Annotated in this window: 20 protein-coding genes; 9 read left to right on the top strand and 11 right to left on the bottom strand. The window is 63.0% G+C overall.

Annotated features, from left to right (window positions below; all coding sequences use genetic code 11):
- Window positions 1-35: 35 nt before the first annotated feature.
- The gene (locus P3C29_RS25750; RefSeq protein WP_201125468.1) at window positions 36-1,931 is read left to right on the top strand and encodes a TonB-dependent receptor; all 1,896 of its coding nucleotides are present in this window, start codon (window positions 36-38) and stop codon (window positions 1,929-1,931) included.
- Window positions 1,932-2,038: 107 nt separating this feature from the next.
- Here the strand turns inward: P3C29_RS25750 and P3C29_RS25755 are convergent, their stop codons facing one another.
- From P3C29_RS25755 to nrdR, 10 genes are all read right to left on the bottom strand, one after another.
- Entirely contained in the window at window positions 2,039-2,836 is a 798-nt protein-coding gene (locus P3C29_RS25755) for a cobalamin-binding protein (protein WP_201125469.1), read from the bottom strand.
- A complete protein-coding gene (locus tag P3C29_RS25760) occupies window positions 2,836-3,255 on the bottom strand; it encodes a nuclear FMR1 interacting 1 family protein (protein WP_201125470.1) in 420 nt (139 codons plus the stop codon). The genes P3C29_RS25755 and P3C29_RS25760 overlap by 1 nt, the downstream gene beginning before the upstream one ends.
- Window positions 3,252-3,869 (bottom strand): GTP cyclohydrolase II, encoded by a 618-nt coding sequence (ribA, locus tag P3C29_RS25765; RefSeq protein WP_010174681.1) that lies wholly within the window; start codon window positions 3,867-3,869, stop codon window positions 3,252-3,254. Before ribA ends, P3C29_RS25760 begins: the two co-directional genes overlap by 4 nt.
- 128 nt (window positions 3,870-3,997) lie before the next feature.
- Window positions 3,998-4,951: a thiamine-phosphate kinase gene (thiL, locus tag P3C29_RS25770; protein ID WP_275965808.1), complete on the bottom strand. Its 954-nt coding sequence runs from the start codon at window positions 4,949-4,951 to the stop codon at window positions 3,998-4,000.
- A gap of 18 nt (window positions 4,952-4,969) precedes the next feature.
- A complete protein-coding gene (nusB, locus tag P3C29_RS25775) occupies window positions 4,970-5,470 on the bottom strand; it encodes a transcription antitermination factor NusB (RefSeq protein ID WP_010174665.1) in 501 nt (166 codons plus the stop codon).
- Entirely contained in the window at window positions 5,467-5,943 is a 477-nt protein-coding gene (gene ribE / locus P3C29_RS25780) for a 6,7-dimethyl-8-ribityllumazine synthase (RefSeq protein WP_003209986.1), read from the bottom strand. The genes nusB and ribE overlap by 4 nt, the downstream gene beginning before the upstream one ends.
- Before the next feature lie 90 nt (window positions 5,944-6,033).
- Window positions 6,034-7,125, bottom strand: coding sequence for a bifunctional 3,4-dihydroxy-2-butanone-4-phosphate synthase/GTP cyclohydrolase II (ribBA, locus tag P3C29_RS25785; RefSeq protein ID WP_003209987.1), 1,092 nt, complete (start codon window positions 7,123-7,125; stop codon window positions 6,034-6,036).
- A gap of 16 nt (window positions 7,126-7,141) precedes the next feature.
- On the bottom strand, window positions 7,142-7,804 hold the full coding sequence (locus P3C29_RS25790) for a riboflavin synthase (RefSeq protein WP_275965809.1): 663 nt from the start codon (window positions 7,802-7,804) through the stop codon (window positions 7,142-7,144).
- A 34-nt stretch (window positions 7,805-7,838) separates the two neighbouring features.
- The gene (ribD, locus tag P3C29_RS25795; RefSeq protein ID WP_275965810.1) at window positions 7,839-8,975 is read right to left on the bottom strand and encodes a bifunctional diaminohydroxyphosphoribosylaminopyrimidine deaminase/5-amino-6-(5-phosphoribosylamino)uracil reductase RibD; all 1,137 of its coding nucleotides are present in this window, start codon (window positions 8,973-8,975) and stop codon (window positions 7,839-7,841) included.
- Window positions 8,972-9,442 carry a transcriptional regulator NrdR gene (gene nrdR, locus P3C29_RS25800; protein WP_010174661.1) on the bottom strand — a complete coding sequence of 157 codons (471 nt, stop codon included), beginning with the start codon at window positions 9,440-9,442 and terminating at the stop codon, window positions 8,972-8,974. Before nrdR ends, ribD begins: the two co-directional genes overlap by 4 nt.
- A 139-nt stretch (window positions 9,443-9,581) precedes the next feature.
- Between nrdR and P3C29_RS25805 the strand changes: the two genes are divergently transcribed.
- The 3 genes from P3C29_RS25805 (at window position 9,582) to trxA (ending at window position 11,718) form a co-directional block, all read left to right on the top strand.
- On the top strand, window positions 9,582-10,040 hold the full coding sequence (locus P3C29_RS25805) for a YbaY family lipoprotein (protein WP_169386420.1): 459 nt from the start codon (window positions 9,582-9,584) through the stop codon (window positions 10,038-10,040).
- The gene (locus P3C29_RS25810) at window positions 10,037-10,693 is read left to right on the top strand and encodes a 50S ribosomal protein L11 methyltransferase (RefSeq protein WP_275965811.1); all 657 of its coding nucleotides are present in this window, start codon (window positions 10,037-10,039) and stop codon (window positions 10,691-10,693) included. The genes P3C29_RS25805 and P3C29_RS25810 overlap by 4 nt, the downstream gene beginning before the upstream one ends.
- A gap of 152 nt (window positions 10,694-10,845) precedes the next feature.
- Complete coding sequence (gene trxA / locus P3C29_RS25815) at window positions 10,846-11,718, top strand: thioredoxin (RefSeq protein WP_010174655.1); 873 nt, start codon at window positions 10,846-10,848, stop codon at window positions 11,716-11,718.
- A 3-nt stretch (window positions 11,719-11,721) separates the two neighbouring features.
- On the opposite strand, the gene P3C29_RS25820 is transcribed toward trxA, so the two are convergent.
- Window positions 11,722-12,069, bottom strand: a complete 348-nt coding sequence (locus tag P3C29_RS25820; protein WP_275965812.1) for a hypothetical protein — start codon at window positions 12,067-12,069, stop codon at window positions 11,722-11,724.
- A 135-nt stretch (window positions 12,070-12,204) separates the two neighbouring features.
- On the opposite strand from P3C29_RS25820, the gene P3C29_RS25825 reads away from it, so the two are divergent.
- The 5 genes from P3C29_RS25825 (at window position 12,205) to P3C29_RS25845 (ending at window position 16,272) form a co-directional block, all read left to right on the top strand.
- A complete protein-coding gene (locus P3C29_RS25825; protein WP_275965813.1) occupies window positions 12,205-12,816 on the top strand; it encodes a DUF2796 domain-containing protein in 612 nt (203 codons plus the stop codon).
- 150 nt (window positions 12,817-12,966) lie between these two features.
- The gene (locus P3C29_RS25830; RefSeq protein ID WP_201125476.1) at window positions 12,967-13,677 is read left to right on the top strand and encodes an ABC transporter ATP-binding protein; all 711 of its coding nucleotides are present in this window, start codon (window positions 12,967-12,969) and stop codon (window positions 13,675-13,677) included.
- 1 nt (window position 13,678) lies between these two features.
- Window positions 13,679-14,944, top strand: coding sequence for an ABC transporter permease (locus tag P3C29_RS25835; protein ID WP_003210004.1), 1,266 nt, complete (start codon window positions 13,679-13,681; stop codon window positions 14,942-14,944).
- A gap of 11 nt (window positions 14,945-14,955) precedes the next feature.
- Complete coding sequence (locus P3C29_RS25840; protein WP_010174646.1) at window positions 14,956-15,477, top strand: DUF3299 domain-containing protein; 522 nt, start codon at window positions 14,956-14,958, stop codon at window positions 15,475-15,477.
- 96 nt (window positions 15,478-15,573) lie between these two features.
- Window positions 15,574-16,272: an OmpW family outer membrane protein gene (locus P3C29_RS25845; protein WP_010174644.1), complete on the top strand. Its 699-nt coding sequence runs from the start codon at window positions 15,574-15,576 to the stop codon at window positions 16,270-16,272.
- Window positions 16,273-16,415 lie beyond the last annotated feature (143 nt).

Consider the following 16,415-nt stretch of genomic DNA (forward strand, 5'->3'; position numbering starts at 1 on the left):
TTGGTTTTGTATTGCCTTAACGCTACGGACAGCCCATGAATCGCCTGCGCTTTGCCCTGCCCCTTCTTCTGCTCCCCGCCACCGACCTGCTCGCCGACAGCTTCGAACGCGACGACGCCCTGAAGCTGCCCGACGTGGTGATCAGCGCCAACCGCCAGGTCCAGGCACGCAACGACAGCAGTGCCGCAAACACCGTCTTCACCCGCGATGACATCGACCGCCTGCAACCCACCAGCGTGAGCGATCTGCTCAGCCGCGTGCCCGGTGTGCAGGTGGCGCAAAGCGGAGGGCGCGGCAGCCAGACGAACGTCTACATCCGCGGCACTTCGACCGCCCAGAGTCTGGTGCTGGTGGACGGCCAGCGCATCAGCAGTTCCACCAGCGGCACCAGCAACCTGCAATACCTGAATATCCAGCAGGTTGAGCGCGTGGAAGTGCTGCGCGGTTCGCGCTCGGTGATCTACGGCAGCGATGCCATTGGCGGGGTGATCCAGATCTTCACCCGGCGCAATACCGAGCCTGGCGTACAACCCCGGCTGCATGTGGGATTCGGCAGCAACCAGACGTGGGAACGCAGCCTCGGCCTGTCCGGCGGCGACGAACAAACCCGCTTCAACCTGGGCGCCAGCCTGGATGACACGGCCGGGATCGATCGCACGCACACCTCTTACCCCAGCGACCGTGACCATGATGCCTATCGCAATCAGGCCATCAGTTTCAGCCTGAGCCATGCCTTCAACGATGACCTCGAAGCAGGCGTGAACGTGCTGGATAACCGCGGCAAAAGCGAATTCGATAGCCCGTTCGGCCGCTTTGATACGACAACCTACCAAAGCTTCCAGCAGCAGCCCTACACCGACTTCACCGTGAGCAGCGTCAGCAGCTATATCGACGCCCGTATCAATGACGTGTGGAAGTCTCGGCTGGAAGCAGGCCACAGCGAAAACCGCGAAAAGACCCTGGACAAGCTCAGCACCGAACGCAGCGTGTTCAACACCTACCGCAATTCGCTGAACTGGCAGAACGACCTGACGCTGAACGACCAGAACAGCCTGATCCTGGGTGGCGACTGGTACGAGGACCAGGTCAACAGCAGCGCCCACCTGAATGAAGACAGTCGCTGGAACCGCGCTGCGTTTATCCAGCACCGCTTCCAGGCGCAATCCTTCTCCACCGAACTGGGCCTGCGCCGCGACGATAACCAGCAATTTGGCGGCCACAACAGTTGGAGCGGCACGTTTACACTGCCGCTGAACCCGGACAATGACCTGTTGCTGAGCTACAGCGAGGGCTTCCGGGCCCCGACGTTCAACGACCTTTACTACCCGGACGACAGCTACGGGATAAACAGCAACCCGAACCTGAAACCCGAAACCTCGAAAAGCTACGAAGTGCAGTGGCGCAGCCAGCTCAGCGACACCAGCCGACTCGAAGCCTCGCTGTACCGCACCGACATTCAGGACGCGATCGTGTTCGCCAGCGGCGGCCCGCAAAACGTCAGCTCAGCACGCATCAACGGCTTCGAAGCGGCGCTCAGGCAAGAGCTGTTCGGTTGGCAAAGCAGCCTGGGCATCGCCCTGATCGACCCACGGGACCGCGACACCGGGCGCACATTGGCGCGTCGAGCAAGGCGCACCGTGAGCCTGGACCTGGATCGCCAATTCGACCGGTTCAGCGTCGGCGCCAGTTGGCAGGCGGTGAGCAGCAGCTACGACGATCCGGCGAACCAGCAACGCCTGGGCGGATATGGCTTGCTCGGTCTACGGAGCAGTTGGGCGGTGAATCACGAAATCACCCTGGAAATGAAGCTCGACAACCTGCTGAACAAGGGCTACAGCCGGGCGCTGTATCAGTATCAAGGCCAGCAATATGGCTATCGGGAAGAAGGCCGTGCGTTGATGTTCGGGGTGACCTGGACGCCAGAACTCTAAGTCGTCTGCACCGGCCTCATCGCGGGCAAGCCCGGCTCCCACATTTGACCGCGTCGCATGAATGAACGCGGTCACATGTGGGAGCTGGCTTGCCTGCGATAGCGGTCTCACAGCCCCGGTGCAATCACCTGACACAACCGCGCCACCGCCTCCAGCATCTGCCCGCTGGGCCGTTCCAGGCCCTTGTCGGGCACCCGCAGCAAGTGCCCGGCAGCCACTGCTGCCACTTGGGGCCAGGCCTTCCAGGCATCCAGCTGTGCTTGATCGCCCGCCAGAATCACCTCGGGATTGCGCTGCAACACGGACTCGATGCTGACCTGCGGCGCCGGCAGCTTGAGATCATCGAACACATTGCGCGCCCCGCACACACCCAACGCATCGCTGATGATCTGCCCGCCGCCCACGGTGTACAGCGGCTGGTTCCACACCTGATAAAACACTCGCAACGGCTCGGCCCGGTGATAGCGCGAGCGCAACTCGGCCAAGCGCTGACGCAACTGCGCGGCCAGTTGCCGGCCGGCGTCAGCCCGCCCGAGTTGCCGGGCAATGGTTTCGACTTGTGAAGTGAGTTGTTCGAGGCTGTGGGGTTCGGCGACAAACACCGGGATGTTCAGGCGTTGAAGCTGTTCACGCTGGGCCGGGCCGACGCTGCCGGGCCACAGCAGGATCAAATCCGGCTTGAGGCTGAGCAGGCGCTCCATGTCCAACTGCCCGTAATTCCCAACCGACGGCACCTTCGCCAACGCCTGTGGCCGCTCGCCGCCATCCAGTACGCCCACCAGCAAATCGGCGGCACCCAGTTCCACGACGATTTCAGACAACGACGGTGCAAGGCTCACAACCCGCTCAACCGCCACAGCCTGGGCCGCGACCACCAGCAGCCACACCGCCAGCCAGGCGCGCATCAACCCAACTGACGCGGGATGCGATAGAGGTAGAACAGCACCAGGGTCGACAGCGCCAGCAGAAACAGCGGCACCGCCTCCAGCCCGACAAACACCGCCAGCGCGCCGACCCAGGCCGGCAGCGCGGCCACCAGCAACGCCACGCGGCGACGGGCCGCGAGGGTGATCCAGGCAGCCGGTTCTTCGGGGGTGTCGAGGGCTTTTTCGGTGGCGATCAGCGCGTGTTTATAGCCATGGAAGTAACGCAGGCTGACAAACATCGAGGCCACGCCGGCAATAAAAAACGGCATCGCCAGCACCGGCAGCAAGGGCTCGGCCTTGCCAAACACCAGGTTGATCACAAACAACGGCGCCAGCGCCAACGCCAGGTATTGCCACCAGTTAAACGACAGTCGCCGCTTGACCTGGCCGCGCGTCACGCCCGGTCGGCCTCGCCCTGGTGCTCGTTGCCCATCATGTGGTCGAGCTTGCTGGCCTTGGTGGCCAGGTAGAGTTTGTTGTGCGGGTTGTGGCCGGTATGCAGCGGCACGCGCTCGGCAACGGTGATACCCATGTCGGTCAAGGCTTTGACCTTGCGTGGGTTGTTGGTCATCAGGCGCAGGGATTTGACCCCCAGGTGCTGAAGCATCGGCAGGCAGATCGCGTAGTCGCGCTGGTCGGCAGCGAAACCCAGGCGCTCGTTGGCTTCGACGGTGTCGGCCCCGCCATCTTGCAGCTCATAAGCGCGGATCTTGTTCAGCAGGCCAATGCCACGGCCTTCCTGACGCAGGTACAACAACACGCCACGGCCTTCGCGGGCGATAGCCTGCAAGGCGGCTTCCAGTTGCGAACCGCAGTCACAGCGCTGGCTGAACAGGGCATCGCCGGTCAGGCATTCGGAGTGCACGCGGCCGAGGACCGGGGCGCCGTCGGCCACATCACCGAGGCTCAGAACAACGTGTTCGCGTCCGGTGGCTTCTTCAAGAAAGCCATTCATGGTGAACGTGGCAAAAGGGGTTGGCAGCTTGGAAGCGGCAACGAAAACGACGGGCACCGTGTGCTCCTGATTTCAGATTTCACAGGGGATAGATTGTAACAGCAGGTTCCTACAGACGCTTAAGCTGAATTGTCGCTGATAAAGATCAATAGGTTCGATTGGCCTTCAGCTTGGTTCTATGCCTTTCAGAAATGTTGATAGCCACGAATGGCTGGCGTGATGTCCTGGCCAGACGCATCCAGCAGGGTAACGCCCTGCCCCGCCTCGACCCGGCCGATCACATGCACTGGCACACCGGCAGCCAACAACGGCGCCAGTTCGGCAGGCGGCAAGGTGAACGCCAGTACGTAGTCGTCCCCCCCGCTCAACGCGGCCACCCGGGCATCCGCCTCGCCGACGAACGCCAGCAAGGCGGCCGACAACGGCAGTTTTTGCTGTTCGATCAACAAGCTGACAGCCGACGCCTTGGCGATATGCCCGCAATCGGCCAAAAGGCCGTCGGAAATATCCATCGCAGACGTGGCCTTGCCCCGCAGCGCCAAGCCCAGCGCCAACTGCGGTTGCGGCGACCAGTAATGGGCCAGCAGTGGCTCGGCGATAGCCGCCTCTGCCGTGCGCTGCCCCAGTACCAGCGGCAATGCGCCCGCTGCGTTACCCAGTTCACCGCCCACACACAGCACGTCGCCAGGCTGCGCGCCGCTGCGGGTCAAGGCCTGGCCCGCCGGCACCCGGCCAAACACGGTCATGGTCAGGCTCAGGGGCCCACGGGTGGTGTCGCCGCCTACCAGGACCACACCGCAACCCTGGGCCATGGCGTTCAAACCCTGGGCATAGCGTTGCAGCCAATCGGCATCAACCGTCGGGGTGGTCAGGGCAAGGGTAAACGCGAGGGGGTTGGCGCCCATGGCTGCCAGATCGCTGACTGCCACGGCCAGCGAGCGCTGGCCGAGCAGAAACGGATCGCAGGGGTCGGCAAAGTGCACGCCGGCCACCAGGGTATCGGTAGAAATCGCCAACTGTTCCCCGGGAGGAACCGCGAGCAAGGCGCAATCGTCGCCAATCCCCAGTGCAATACCTTCGCCGCCCTGCGCACAGGCCGCGGCGGCGAAGTAGTTGCGGATCAGCTCAAACTCGCCCATTGCGTCAGCAAGCGCCGGTTAGCGCTTGTACGCCTTCACTTCGGCTTCACGCAGGCGCGGGGCCAGCTTGTCGAGCACGCCGTTGACGAACTTGTGACCGTCGGTGGAACCGTAGACTTTCGCCAGTTCGATCCCTTCGTTGATCACCACGCGGTACGGTACGTCGACGCGCTTGAGCAACTCCCAGGTGGACAGGCGCAGTACGGCCAGTTCAACCGGGTCCAGCTCTTCGATCGCCAGGTCCAGGCACGGCGTCAGTGCAGCGTCGATCTCTGGCAGGTTGGCCGGAACGCCGTGCAGGATGTCGTGGAAGTAGCTGGCATCGGCCATGCTGAAATCGTTGTCGACGCGAAACTGCGCCTCGATTTCGTTCAGCGAGGTTTTGGCCATGTGGCGCTGGTACAGCGCCTGGGTCGCGAGCTGGCGGGCCGCACGACGCTTTTCGCTTTTCGATGGCTTACCGGCGTCTGCTGGGCGCGGGTCCTGGGGGTTGAACTGATCGCTGTCGTCGCTAATCACTTGGCCTCCAACTGTGCCAGCAGGCTGACCATTTCCAGGGCGGACAGGGCAGCTTCAGCACCTTTGTTACCGGCCTTGGTGCCGGAACGTTCGATGGCTTGCTCGATGGAATCAACGGTCAGCACGCCAAAGGCCACCGGCACGCCGAACTCCATGGACACCTGGGCCAGGCCCTTGGTGCATTCGCCAGCCACGTATTCGAAGTGCGGAGTACCGCCACGAATGACCGCGCCCAGCGCGATGATCGCTGCGTATTCACCCTGCTGTGCAACTTTCTGCGCAACCAGTGGAATTTCGAAGGCGCCAGGAGCGCGGATGATAGTGATGTCGCTTTCGCTCACACCGTGGCGAACCAGGGCATCCACGGCACCGCTTACCAGGCTTTCAACCACGAAGCTGTTGAAGCGGCCAACCACCAGGGCATAGCGGCCTTTGGGGGCGATGAAGGTACCTTCGATGGTCTTCAGGGTCATTCGACAAATCTCTTAAAGAGCCGGGACGCGCTTAGTGCGCGCCCCTCAGTGATATTTGAACCGCGAACAAGGGGCAAACAACGCCGGCCTTTATTCGGAGGGCACGTATTCTACTACTTCCAGGTCGAAACCGGATATGGCATTAAATTTCATTGGCGCACTCATCAGGCGCATTTTGCGCACGCCCAGGTCCCGCAGGATCTGCGAACCGGCTCCGACGATGCTGTAGGTGGTCGGTTTTTTCACCGGCGCGTGGTCGGCGGTTTCACGGATATGCGCCAGCAACACGTCGCCATCCAGCGGATGGCCCAGCAGCAACACCACACCGCTGCCGGCCTCGGACACCGCGGACATCGCGGCCCGCAGGCTCCAGCGCCCGGGTTGCTTGACCATCAGCAGGTCACGCAGCGGGTCCATGTTGTGCACCCGCACCAGGGTCGGCTCTTCAGCGCAGATGGTGCCCAGGGTCAGGGCCATGTGCACGTCGCCTTCCACGGAATCACGATAGGTCACCAGGTTGAACTGGCCCAGTTCGCTGTCCAGCGGCTGCTCGGCAATCCGCTGAACGGTACGTTCGTGGATCATCCGGTAGTGAATCAGGTCGGCAATGGTGCCGATCTTGATGTTGTGCAGCGCGGCAAACTCTTCCAGCTCGGCGCGACGGGACATGGTGCCGTCGTCGTTCATCACTTCGCAGATCACGCCGCTCGGCTCGAAACCGGCCATGCGCGCCAGGTCGCAGGCCGCTTCAGTGTGGCCGGCGCGGGCCAGGGTGCCACCCGGTTGGGCCATCAGCGGGAAGATGTGGCCCGGGCTGACGATATCTTCAGCCTTGGCGTCTTTCGCGGCGGCGGCTTGTACGGTGCGGGCGCGGTCAGCAGCGGAGATGCCGGTGGTGACACCGGTGGTGGCTTCGATGGACACGGTGAACTTGGTGCCAAACCCCGAACCATTGCGCGGCGCCATCAGCGGCAGCTTCAACAGCTCGCAGCGCTCGCGGCTCATCGGCATGCAGATCAGGCCACGGGCGTGCTTGGCCATGAAGTTGATGTGTTCCGGCTGGCAGCACTCGGCGGCCATGATCAGGTCGCCTTCATTCTCGCGGTCTTCGTCATCCATGAGGATGACCATCTTGCCTTGGCGGATGTCTTCAACCAGTTCTTCGATGCTGTTGAGCGCCACGCGGCACCCCCTTGGGTCAGGATTTAAGGTAGCCGTTAGCGGCTAAAAAACTTTCAGTGATGTTACTCCCGGTCGGCTCTGCGGCCTTATCGCCCAACAACAGGCGCTCCAGGTAACGGGCAAGCAAGTCCACTTCCAGGTTCACCCGGCGACCCGGCTGGTACGACGCCATGATGGTTTCGCTCAGGGTATGGGGAATGATGGTCAGTTCAAATTCAGCGCCGTTCACGGCGTTCACGGTCAGGCTGGTGCCGTCGACGGTGATCGAGCCTTTGTGGGCGATGTACTTGGCCAGCTCTTTCGGTGCGCGGATACGGAATTCCACGGCACGCGCGTTTTCGCTGCGGGCGACGACTTCGCCGACCCCGTCAACGTGGCCGCTGACCAGGTGCCCGCCGAGACGGGTGGTCGGGGTCAGGGCTTTTTCCAGGTTCACCGGGCTGCCGCTCTTGAGGTCGTTCATCGCGGTGCAGTCCAGGGTTTCCCGGCTGACATCGGCGGCAAAGCCGTTGCCAGGCAACTCGATGACGGTCAGGCACACACCGCTGACGGCGATGCTGTCGCCCAGTTTGACGTCGCTCAGGTCGAGCTTGCCGGTTTCAACCAGCAGGCGTACGTCGCCGCCTTTTGGGCTCATTGCACGGATGCTGCCGATGGATTCGATAATGCCGGTGAACATGCCGTTCTCCTGAAGACGTGGCGCAGGCCGGGAATTATACGCTCGCTGATGGCACAGGAATGGCAGTGACTCGCCAGTCGTCGCCCACAGCGCGCATTTCAGTGATCTTGAGTTGGGGGGCGTCGGCCAGTTTCTCAAGCGGCCAGTCCAACAAAGGCCGGGCAGCGGAGCCGAGGAACTTGCCGGCGACGAATATCACGTACTCGTCCACCAGGCCTTGCTGGGCGAAGGCGCCTGCCAGACTCGGGCCGGCCTCCACCAACACTTCGTTGACGCCACGGGCGGCCAGGGCCACCAGCGCGGAACGCAGGTCGACCTGGCCGTCGACACCCGGCACCACCAGGCACTCAGGGCCTGTGGGGTACTGGTTGTCCGGCGTCACGCAAGTGATGACCAGCGCAGGACCGGCCTTGAAGAACGGCGCATTCAGCGGCACCCGCAGGCGGCCGTCGATCAACACGCGCAGCGGCGGACGGGACATCGACAGGGCAGTGGTTTCTTCATCCAGGCCGAGCTCGGCGGCGCGCACGGTCAGGCGAGCACCATCGGCCAGCACCGTGTCGGCACCGGTCAGCACCACACTGGCCTGGGCCCGCAAACGCTGTACAGCGGCACGGGCGGCCGGGCCGGTGATCCATTGGCTTTCGCCGTTGGCCATCGCGGTGCGACCGTCCAGGCTCATGGCCAATTTGACCCGCACAAACGGCAGGCCATGTTCCATGCGCTTGAGGAAGCCCGGGTTAAGCGCACGCGCCTCATTCTCCAGCAAGCCGCTGTGAGTCTCGATCCCGGCCTGGGCCAGGCGACGCATGCCACGCCCGGCGACTTCCGGGTTCGGGTCCTGCATCGCCGCGACCACACGGGCCAAACCGGCATTCACCAGCGCATCGGCGCACGGCGGCGTGTGCCCGTGGTGGCTGCACGGTTCAAGGGTCACGTAGGCGGTGGCGCCACGGGCTTTATCGCCCGCTGCCCGCAGGGCGTGGACTTCCGCATGAGGCTCGCCGGTGCGCACGTGCCAGCCTTCGCCGACAATTTGCCCGTCACGCACGATCACACAGCCAACCCGTGGGTTGGGGTGCGTGGTGTACAGGCCCTTGCGCGCCAATTCCAGGGCACGGGCCATGTAATGGGCGTCGAGCACAGCTTGTTCTGCCGAAGGTGGGTTCATTCTTTTACCGGCTCACGGGCCAGGCGGTCGATCTCTTCGCGGAACTCGTTGAGGTCCTGGAAGCGTCGATACACCGAGGCGAAACGGATATAGGCGACTTCGTCGAGCTTTTGCAGCTCGGCCATCACCAGTTCTCCAACCACCAGGGATTTGACTTCGCGCTCGCCGGTAGCCCGCAGCTTGTGCTTGATATGCACCAGCGCCGCTTCCAGCCGCTCGACACTCACCGGGCGTTTTTCCAGGGCGCGCTGCATTCCGGCGCGCAGTTTTTCTTCGTCGAAGGGCTGGCGGCTGCCGTCGGTCTTGATCAGACGTGGCAATACCAGTTCGGCGGTTTCGAAGGTGGTGAAACGTTCACCGCAGCCAGAAGCCAGGCATTCACGCCGGCGACGCACCTGTTCGCCCTCGGCGACCAGACGCGAGTCAATGACCTTGGTGTCGTTGGCACCGCAGAAGGGACAGTGCATGGTGGCAGGCAACAAAAAATGGGAGGGCCATGGTAGCGCATCCCCGTGGCAAGACAAGCCATAGCCTTTACGGTATATAGGCTGACTATTATGTTTCATATTTTTTAAGCCACGGATTTTGTCCTTTCTGGAGCCGTACATGCAGTTACGACCACTTGTTTTGCTCACGTTGCTTGGTTTCCTGGTCGCCTGCAGCAGCCATACCCCAAAACCCGCACCGCCCGCTCCGGCGCCGCAACAAGAGAAAAAATTGCCGGGTGTGGAAGAAGACCTCGGCCCGCTGCCCGCCTACCAGCGTGAAGTCAGCGGCCAATTGAACGGCGTACCGGCCGGGGCTGAAGTCGAATTGGCGCTGCTGGTGATCGACGACCGTTCGCGCCCGCAACAACTGCTCGCCAGCAGCGTGCTGATCGGCAACAACAAGCCGTTGGCGTTCCGCCTGCGCTTCAACCCCGAGGCTTTCCCGGCAGGCGGACGCGTTGAGCTGCGTGGCCGCGCCAGCCAGTCCGGCCAGTTGATCCTGCACCTGCCGCCCGTACGCATCACCCAAGCGATCACCCAGACCACCGGCCCGCTGCAACTCGTTCCCGCACCATGACGCCACCGCTGGACCTGCAACGCGCCCTCAGCGAACTGATCGGCGACGCCCAACTGGTGCCCTGCCCGCTGCCGGGCACCGCGTTGTCGCTGTGGCTGCTGGACGCCGACAACATGGACCGCGCCTTCAGCCCCGAAGAAACCCGACGCATCCTGCATGAGCCGCCGTACTGGAGCTTTTGCTGGGCCAGTGGTTTGGCGCTGGCGCGATACCTGGCGGCCAATCCCGAGTGGGTCGCGGGCAAGCGGGTGCTGGATTTTGGCGCAGGTTCAGGCGTTGCCGGGATTGCTGCGGTAAAGGCCGGAGCGCTGGAAGTGGTGGCATGCGACCTTGATCCGCTGGCATTGGCAGCCTGCCAGGCGAATGCGGAACTCAATGGCGTGACGCTGGGTTACTCCGCAGACTTCTTCGCCGAAGCCGACCGGTTTGATCTGATCCTGGTCGCCGATGTGCTGTACGACCGGGCGAACCTGCCGCTGCTGGACCAGTTCCTCACCCGGGGCCGCGAAGCGCTGGTCGCCGATTCCCGGGTGCGGGACTTCCAACATCCTGACTACCAGCGCCTGGAAATCCTCGACGCCCTGACCCTGCCCGACCTGGCCGAACCGTGGGAGTTTCGCAAAGTGAGCCTGTACCATTCGCGGCGCGCTTGAGAGCATCGCGGGCAAGCCCGCTCCCACATTTGAAATGCATTCCCCTGTGGGAGCTGGTTTGCCTGCGATAGCGATCCTGAGACCGCCCCGCTTTCAGCCAACCCCACCAACCCTTATAGTTGCCCCATCCCCTGCTTTCTTCGAGATACCCCATGAGTGAGCCCACGCCGTACATCTTCGACGCCACCACCGCCACGTTCGACCAGGCGGTGATCCAGAACTCTTTCGAAAAACCCGTGCTGGTGGATTTCTGGGCCGAGTGGTGCGCGCCGTGCAAGGCGTTGATGCCGATGCTCGCGCAGATCGCCGAGAGCTATCAGGGTGAGTTGCTGCTGGCCAAGGTCGATTGCGATGCCGAGCCGGACGTGGTCTCGCGCTTTGGCATTCGCAGCCTGCCGACGGTGGTGCTGTTCAAGGATGGCCAGCCGGTCGACGGGTTTGCCGGTGCGCAACCCGAGTCTGCCGTGCGCGCGATGCTGGAGCCGCACGTGCAAATGCCGCCGCCGGCGGCTGCTGATCCGCTGGAGCAGGCCCAGGCGTTATTTGCCGAAGGCCGTATCACCGATGCCGAAGCCGTGCTGGTCACCCTGCTGGGCGAAGACAACACCAACGCCGCCGCGCTGATTCTGTACGCGCGCTGCCTGGCTGAACGCGGCGAGCTGAATGAAGCGCAAACCGTGCTCGACGCGGTCAAGAGCGATGATCACAAAGCCGCCCTGGCCGGCGCCAAGGCGCAGATCACCTTCCTGCGCCAGGCCGCCGACCTGCCGGACGCCGCAGACCTGAAAGCCCGCCTGGCGCAAAACCCGCAGGATGACGAGGCGGTGTATCAACTGGCCGTGCAGCAACTGGCGCGCCAGCAATACGACGCCGCGCTGGACGGCTTGCTCAAGCTGTTCATCCGCAACCGCAGCTACAGCGAAGGCCTGCCCCACAAGACGCTGTTGCAGGTGTTCGAATTGCTGGGCAACGATCACCCGCTTGTCACGGTTTACCGCCGCAAGCTGTTCGCCGCGCTGTACTGATCCTTACTCGATCCAGCTGTACAGCGGCGTATCCCCGCCGCTGGCCACCTTGACCTTGGCGCTATGGCGCAGGCGCACCAGCAGGCGCTTGCCCGCCGAGGCGCTGCCGGCCAATCCTTCCAGCTGATCGAGCAATTCCAGCCCGTTGAGTTGCCCGGCCTTGCGCAGCAAGTCCTGGGCGGCCTGCCACAAGCTCTCGTCCAGGTTGCCCGCGGCCGGCGCCATCACGGGCTCGGCACTCGGTGCCCTGCTGGTCTGCAACTGCGCGCCCAGCCGGGCCCAGTCGCCGTCGTCCAGCTCCAGGGTCAAGTCCACCGGCAGGTCACCCACGGTTCCACGAATTCTCAACATCGCACTCACTCCCGCACTTTTCTGACAAGCATGCTCCCACGCGTCTTGCGCTACGCCAAGCAGGCGGTCAAACTCGTCGCAAAATTGTTATAAGATCACATAACAAAACTTTCATCTTTGTTCGGGAGCTCCACCATGCGCCGTTTGCTGCTCGCTTTGCCGTTTGCCCTGTTGCCACTGGCCATCGCCCAGGCTGCCGACGAGCACGACCATGACCACGAGCACGGCAGCCTCGGCGCCCACGAACACGGTGTGGGCCGCCTCAACGCAGTGCTCGACGGCCAGGCCCTGGAGCTGGAACTGGACAGCCCGGCGATGAACCTGGTGGGTTTCGAACACCTGGCCACCACGGCTGGCGACAAAGCCAAGGTCGCCGCTGCCCGCAGGCAACTGGAGCAACCGTTGGTGCTGTTCAGCCTGCCCAAGGCCGCCGGCTGTGTGATCAGCACCCAGGAGCTGAACAGCCCGCTGTTTGGCGACAAACCTGAAGCCGACCATGACGACGACGATGACGACCACGCCACCGATGGCAAAGGCGCCGCCGCCCACGAACATCATCACGACCACAGCGAAATCCACGCTCACTACCAGTTCACCTGCGCCACGCCGACCGCGTTGAGCAACCTCGACCTGACCCAGGTGTTCAAGACCTTCCCCGCCACCCAGAAAATTCAGGTACAACTCATTGGCCCAAGCGGCCAGCAGGGTGTGGAAGCGACGGCGCAGGCAGCTACCCTGAAATTCTGAGTTCATGCCCCGGTTAATGTGGGAGCTGGCTTGCCTGCGATGCAAACGCCTCGGTTTTTCTGAAACACCGCGGCGATGCCATCGCAGGCAAGCCAGCTCCCACAGTTGATCAGTGTCATCATTTAAATCGAGCCAGATCACTGATTCCTTATGACCCAAGCACTTATCGAACTGTCTGACCTGGGCTTCAACTGGCCCGGTCACCCACAGTTGCTGGACATCCCGGCGTTTCGCCTGGAGCCGGGCGAAACCCTGTTCCTCAAGGGCCCCAGCGGCAGCGGCAAGACCACCCTGCTGGGCCTGTTGGGCGGTGTGCAAAAGCCCAGTCGCGGCAGTATTCGCCTGCTCGGCCAGGAGCTGACCGAACTCTCGGCCGGCGCCCGCGACCGCTTTCGCGTCGACCACACCGGCTACATCTTCCAGCAGTTCAACCTGCTGCCGTTTCTCTCCGTACGCGAGAACGTCGAGCTGCCCTGCCACTTCTCCAAGCTGCGCGCGCAGCGAGCGATCCAGCGCCACGGCAGTGTCGACCAGGCCGCCGCGATCCTGCTCGCCCACCTGGGCCTGAAGGACAAAAACCTGCTGGAGCGCCGCGCCGACTCGCTGTCCATCGGCCAGCAACAACGAGTGGCCGCCGCCCGCGCGCTGATCGGCCAGCCGGAACTGGTGATCGCCGACGAGCCGACTTCAGCCCTGGACTACGACGCCCGGGAAGCCTTCATCCAGTTGCTGTTCGCCGAATGCCGCGAAGCAGGCGCCAGCCTGTTGTTCGTCAGCCATGACCAGAGCCTGGCGCCGCTGTTCGACCGCAACCTGTCGCTGGCCGAACTCAATCGCGCCGCCACGCCCGTAGAGGTTTGAGATGTATTTGTTTCGTCTAGCCATGGCCAGCCTGGCTAACCGCCGCTTTACCGCGATCCTCACCGCCTTCGCCATCGCCCTGTCGGTGTGCCTGTTGCTGGCGGTGGAGCGGGTACGCACCGAAGCCCGGGCCAGTTTCGCCAGCACCATCAGCGGCACCGACCTGATCGTCGGCGCGCGCTCCGGCTCGGTCAACTTGCTGCTGTATTCGGTGTTCCGCATCGGCAACGCCACCAACAATATTCGCTGGGACAGCTACGAGCACTTCGCCGCCAACCCGCAGGTGAAATGGGCGATCCCGATTTCCCTCGGCGACTCCCACCGCGGCTACCGCGTGATGGGCACCAACGAATCCTATTTCGAACACTACCAGTACGGCCGCCGGCAAAACCTCGAACTCGCCAGCGGTCGCGCCTTCGCCACCGATCCCTTTGAAGTGGTACTCGGCGCCGAAGTGGCCGATGCGCTGCATTACAAACTCGGCGACAAGCTGGTGCTGGCTCACGGCGTGGCGGTGGTCAGCCTGGTCAAGCACGATGACAAGCCATTCACCGTGGTCGGTATTCTCAAGCGCACCGGCACCCCGGTGGACCGCACGCTGCATATCAGCCTCGGCGGCATGGAAGCGATTCACATCGACTGGCACAACGGCGTACCGGCCCAGGGCAAAGGCCGCATCAGCGCCGACCAGGCCCGCAACATGGACCTGACGCCGCAAGCCATCACCGCGTTCATGCTCGGCCTGAACAACAAGATTTCCACCTTTGCCCTGCAACGGGAGATCAACGAATTCCGTGGCGAACCGATGCTGGCGATCCTGCCAGGCGTGGCGCTGCAAGAGCTATGGAGCATGATGGGCACCGCCGAAAAAGCGCTGTTCGTGATCTCGCTGTTCGTGGTGCTGACCGGTTTGATCGGCATGCTCACCGCGATCCTCACCAGCCTCAATGAGCGGCGCCGGGAAATGGCGATCCTGCGGTCGGTGGGCGCGCGGCCCTGGCACATCGCGACTTTGCTGATCTTCGAAGCGTTCGCCCTGGCGTTGTCGGGCGTGATCGCCGGTGTCGGGCTGTTGTACGTGTGCATCGCCGCGTCGCGCGGGTATTTGCAGGCCAACTACGGGCTGGACCTGCCACTGTCGCTGCCCAGCGAATATGAATGGACCTTGCTCGGCGGTATTCTCGTCGCCGCCCTGCTGATGGGCAGCGTGCCGGCCTGGCGCGCCTACCGGCAATCGCTGGCCGACGGCCTGTCGATACGTTTATGAGGAAGCTGTTGATGCGTCGCGTCGTGCTTGCGCTGTTACTGCTGGTGGCCCTGCCCGCCTGGGCTGAAGACCAACCCAAGGACCTGTCGTGGCAGGAGATGATCCCGCCGGACGCGCCACCGGAAATCCCCAACATGAAACCGCTGCACGACTTGTCGGGCATGGCGGATGCGCTGTCGGTGGAGTCTGCGCCGGCCGCCAAGCAAGACCTGCCCAACGCGCCAGTCGTACAAAGCCTGGACGGTAAGCACATCCGCCTGCCGGGCTATATCGTGCCGCTGGAAGTCAGCGAAGAAGGCCGCACCACGGAGTTTCTGCTGGTGCCGTATTTCGGCGCCTGCATCCACGTACCGCCACCGCCGTCGAACCAGATCGTGCACGTGAAAAGCGAGATCGGCGTGAAGCTCGACGAGCTGTATCAACCGTACTGGATCGAAGGCCAGATGCAGGTCAAACCGTCCAGCAGCGAACTGGCGGATGCCGGCTACCAGATGGATGCCGACAAGATCTACGTGTACGAGTTGCAGGAATAACCCGTGATTGCGCTTTCATTGAGCTGAGTCAAAAGCTCGAACGTTACGATCTTTACCATTGGACACAAGCAATTAATAACGTCCTTTGGAGCTCCCATGAACAAGTCCCTGCTCGGCGCGTCGCTTGTCGCGCTCGCCCTCGTCGCCCCCGTTGCCCACGCTCACGAAGCAGGCGACATCCTGATTCGCGCCGGTGCCATCACCGTTAACCCGAAAGCGGACAGCAGCAGTGTCAAGGTTGACCAGGGCCCGCTGGCCGGGACCAACCTGGGCGGCAAGGCGACCATGAGCAGCGACACCCAACTGGGCTTGAACTTCGCCTACATGTTCACCAGCCACTGGGGTATCGAACTGCTGGCAGCCACGCCGTTCGAGCACGATGTGAAGATCAAGAACACCGCGCTGGGCGCCGCCAACGGCAAGCTCGGCTCGCTCAAACACCTGCCGCCGACCCTGAGCGTCGTGTACTACCCGCTGGACAGCAAGTCGGCGTTCCAGCCGTATGTCGGCGCCGGTATCAACTACACCTGGATCTACGACGAACACGTCGGCGGTCGCGCCCAAGAGGCCGGCTTCAGCAACTTCAAGGCTGAAAACTCCTGGGGCTGGGCCGCGCAGATCGGTGCGGACTACATGATCAACGACAAGTGGATGATCAACGCCCAGGCGCGCTACATCGACATCAGCACCAAGGCCACCGTGGACAACAACGCGCTGGGCCAGGGCACTCGGGCCAAGGTCAACGTGGATGTGGACCCGATGGTTTACATGGTGGGTATTGGCTACAAGTTCTAAACACGCTTTAAGCAACGCCGCCTAACGAAATGTGGGAGGGGTTTGTGTGGGAGCTGGCTTGCCTGCGATAGCATCACCTCGGTGTAACTGACAAACCGAGTTGACTGCATCGCGGGCAAGCCCGGCTCCCACACAAACCGCTC

This window comes from Pseudomonas sp. 1912-s (assembly GCF_029269205.1).
In the GTDB taxonomy this organism is placed as follows: Bacteria; Pseudomonadota; Gammaproteobacteria; order Pseudomonadales; family Pseudomonadaceae; genus Aquipseudomonas.

Excerpts from the sequence above, each read along its gene's own strand:
- P3C29_RS25805 (WP_169386420.1), top strand. The coding sequence starts at position 9,582 with ATGCAGTTACGACCACTTGTTTTGCTCACGTTGCTTGGTTTCCTGGTC.
- P3C29_RS25845 (WP_010174644.1), top strand. The coding sequence starts at position 15,574 with ATGAACAAGTCCCTGCTCGGCGCGTCGCTTGTCGCGCTCGCCCTCGTC.
- P3C29_RS25830 (WP_201125476.1), top strand. The coding sequence starts at position 12,967 with ATGACCCAAGCACTTATCGAACTGTCTGACCTGGGCTTCAACTGGCCC.
- P3C29_RS25790 (WP_275965809.1), bottom strand. The coding sequence starts at position 7,804 with ATGTTCACCGGCATTATCGAATCCATCGGCAGCATCCGTGCAATGAGC.
- ribD (WP_275965810.1), bottom strand. The coding sequence starts at position 8,975 with ATGAACCCACCTTCGGCAGAACAAGCTGTGCTCGACGCCCATTACATG.
- P3C29_RS25840 (WP_010174646.1), top strand. The coding sequence starts at position 14,956 with ATGCGTCGCGTCGTGCTTGCGCTGTTACTGCTGGTGGCCCTGCCCGCC.
- P3C29_RS25810 (WP_275965811.1), top strand. The coding sequence starts at position 10,037 with ATGACGCCACCGCTGGACCTGCAACGCGCCCTCAGCGAACTGATCGGC.
- P3C29_RS25820 (WP_275965812.1), bottom strand. The coding sequence starts at position 12,069 with ATGTTGAGAATTCGTGGAACCGTGGGTGACCTGCCGGTGGACTTGACC.
- P3C29_RS25755 (WP_201125469.1), bottom strand. The coding sequence starts at position 2,836 with ATGCGCGCCTGGCTGGCGGTGTGGCTGCTGGTGGTCGCGGCCCAGGCT.
- P3C29_RS25835 (WP_003210004.1), top strand. The coding sequence starts at position 13,679 with ATGTATTTGTTTCGTCTAGCCATGGCCAGCCTGGCTAACCGCCGCTTT.
- trxA (WP_010174655.1), top strand. The coding sequence starts at position 10,846 with ATGAGTGAGCCCACGCCGTACATCTTCGACGCCACCACCGCCACGTTC.
- thiL (WP_275965808.1), bottom strand. The coding sequence starts at position 4,951 with ATGGGCGAGTTTGAGCTGATCCGCAACTACTTCGCCGCCGCGGCCTGT.
- P3C29_RS25750 (WP_201125468.1), top strand. The coding sequence starts at position 36 with ATGAATCGCCTGCGCTTTGCCCTGCCCCTTCTTCTGCTCCCCGCCACC.
- ribE (WP_003209986.1), bottom strand. The coding sequence starts at position 5,943 with ATGACCCTGAAGACCATCGAAGGTACCTTCATCGCCCCCAAAGGCCGC.
- nrdR (WP_010174661.1), bottom strand. The coding sequence starts at position 9,442 with ATGCACTGTCCCTTCTGCGGTGCCAACGACACCAAGGTCATTGACTCG.
- P3C29_RS25825 (WP_275965813.1), top strand. The coding sequence starts at position 12,205 with ATGCGCCGTTTGCTGCTCGCTTTGCCGTTTGCCCTGTTGCCACTGGCC.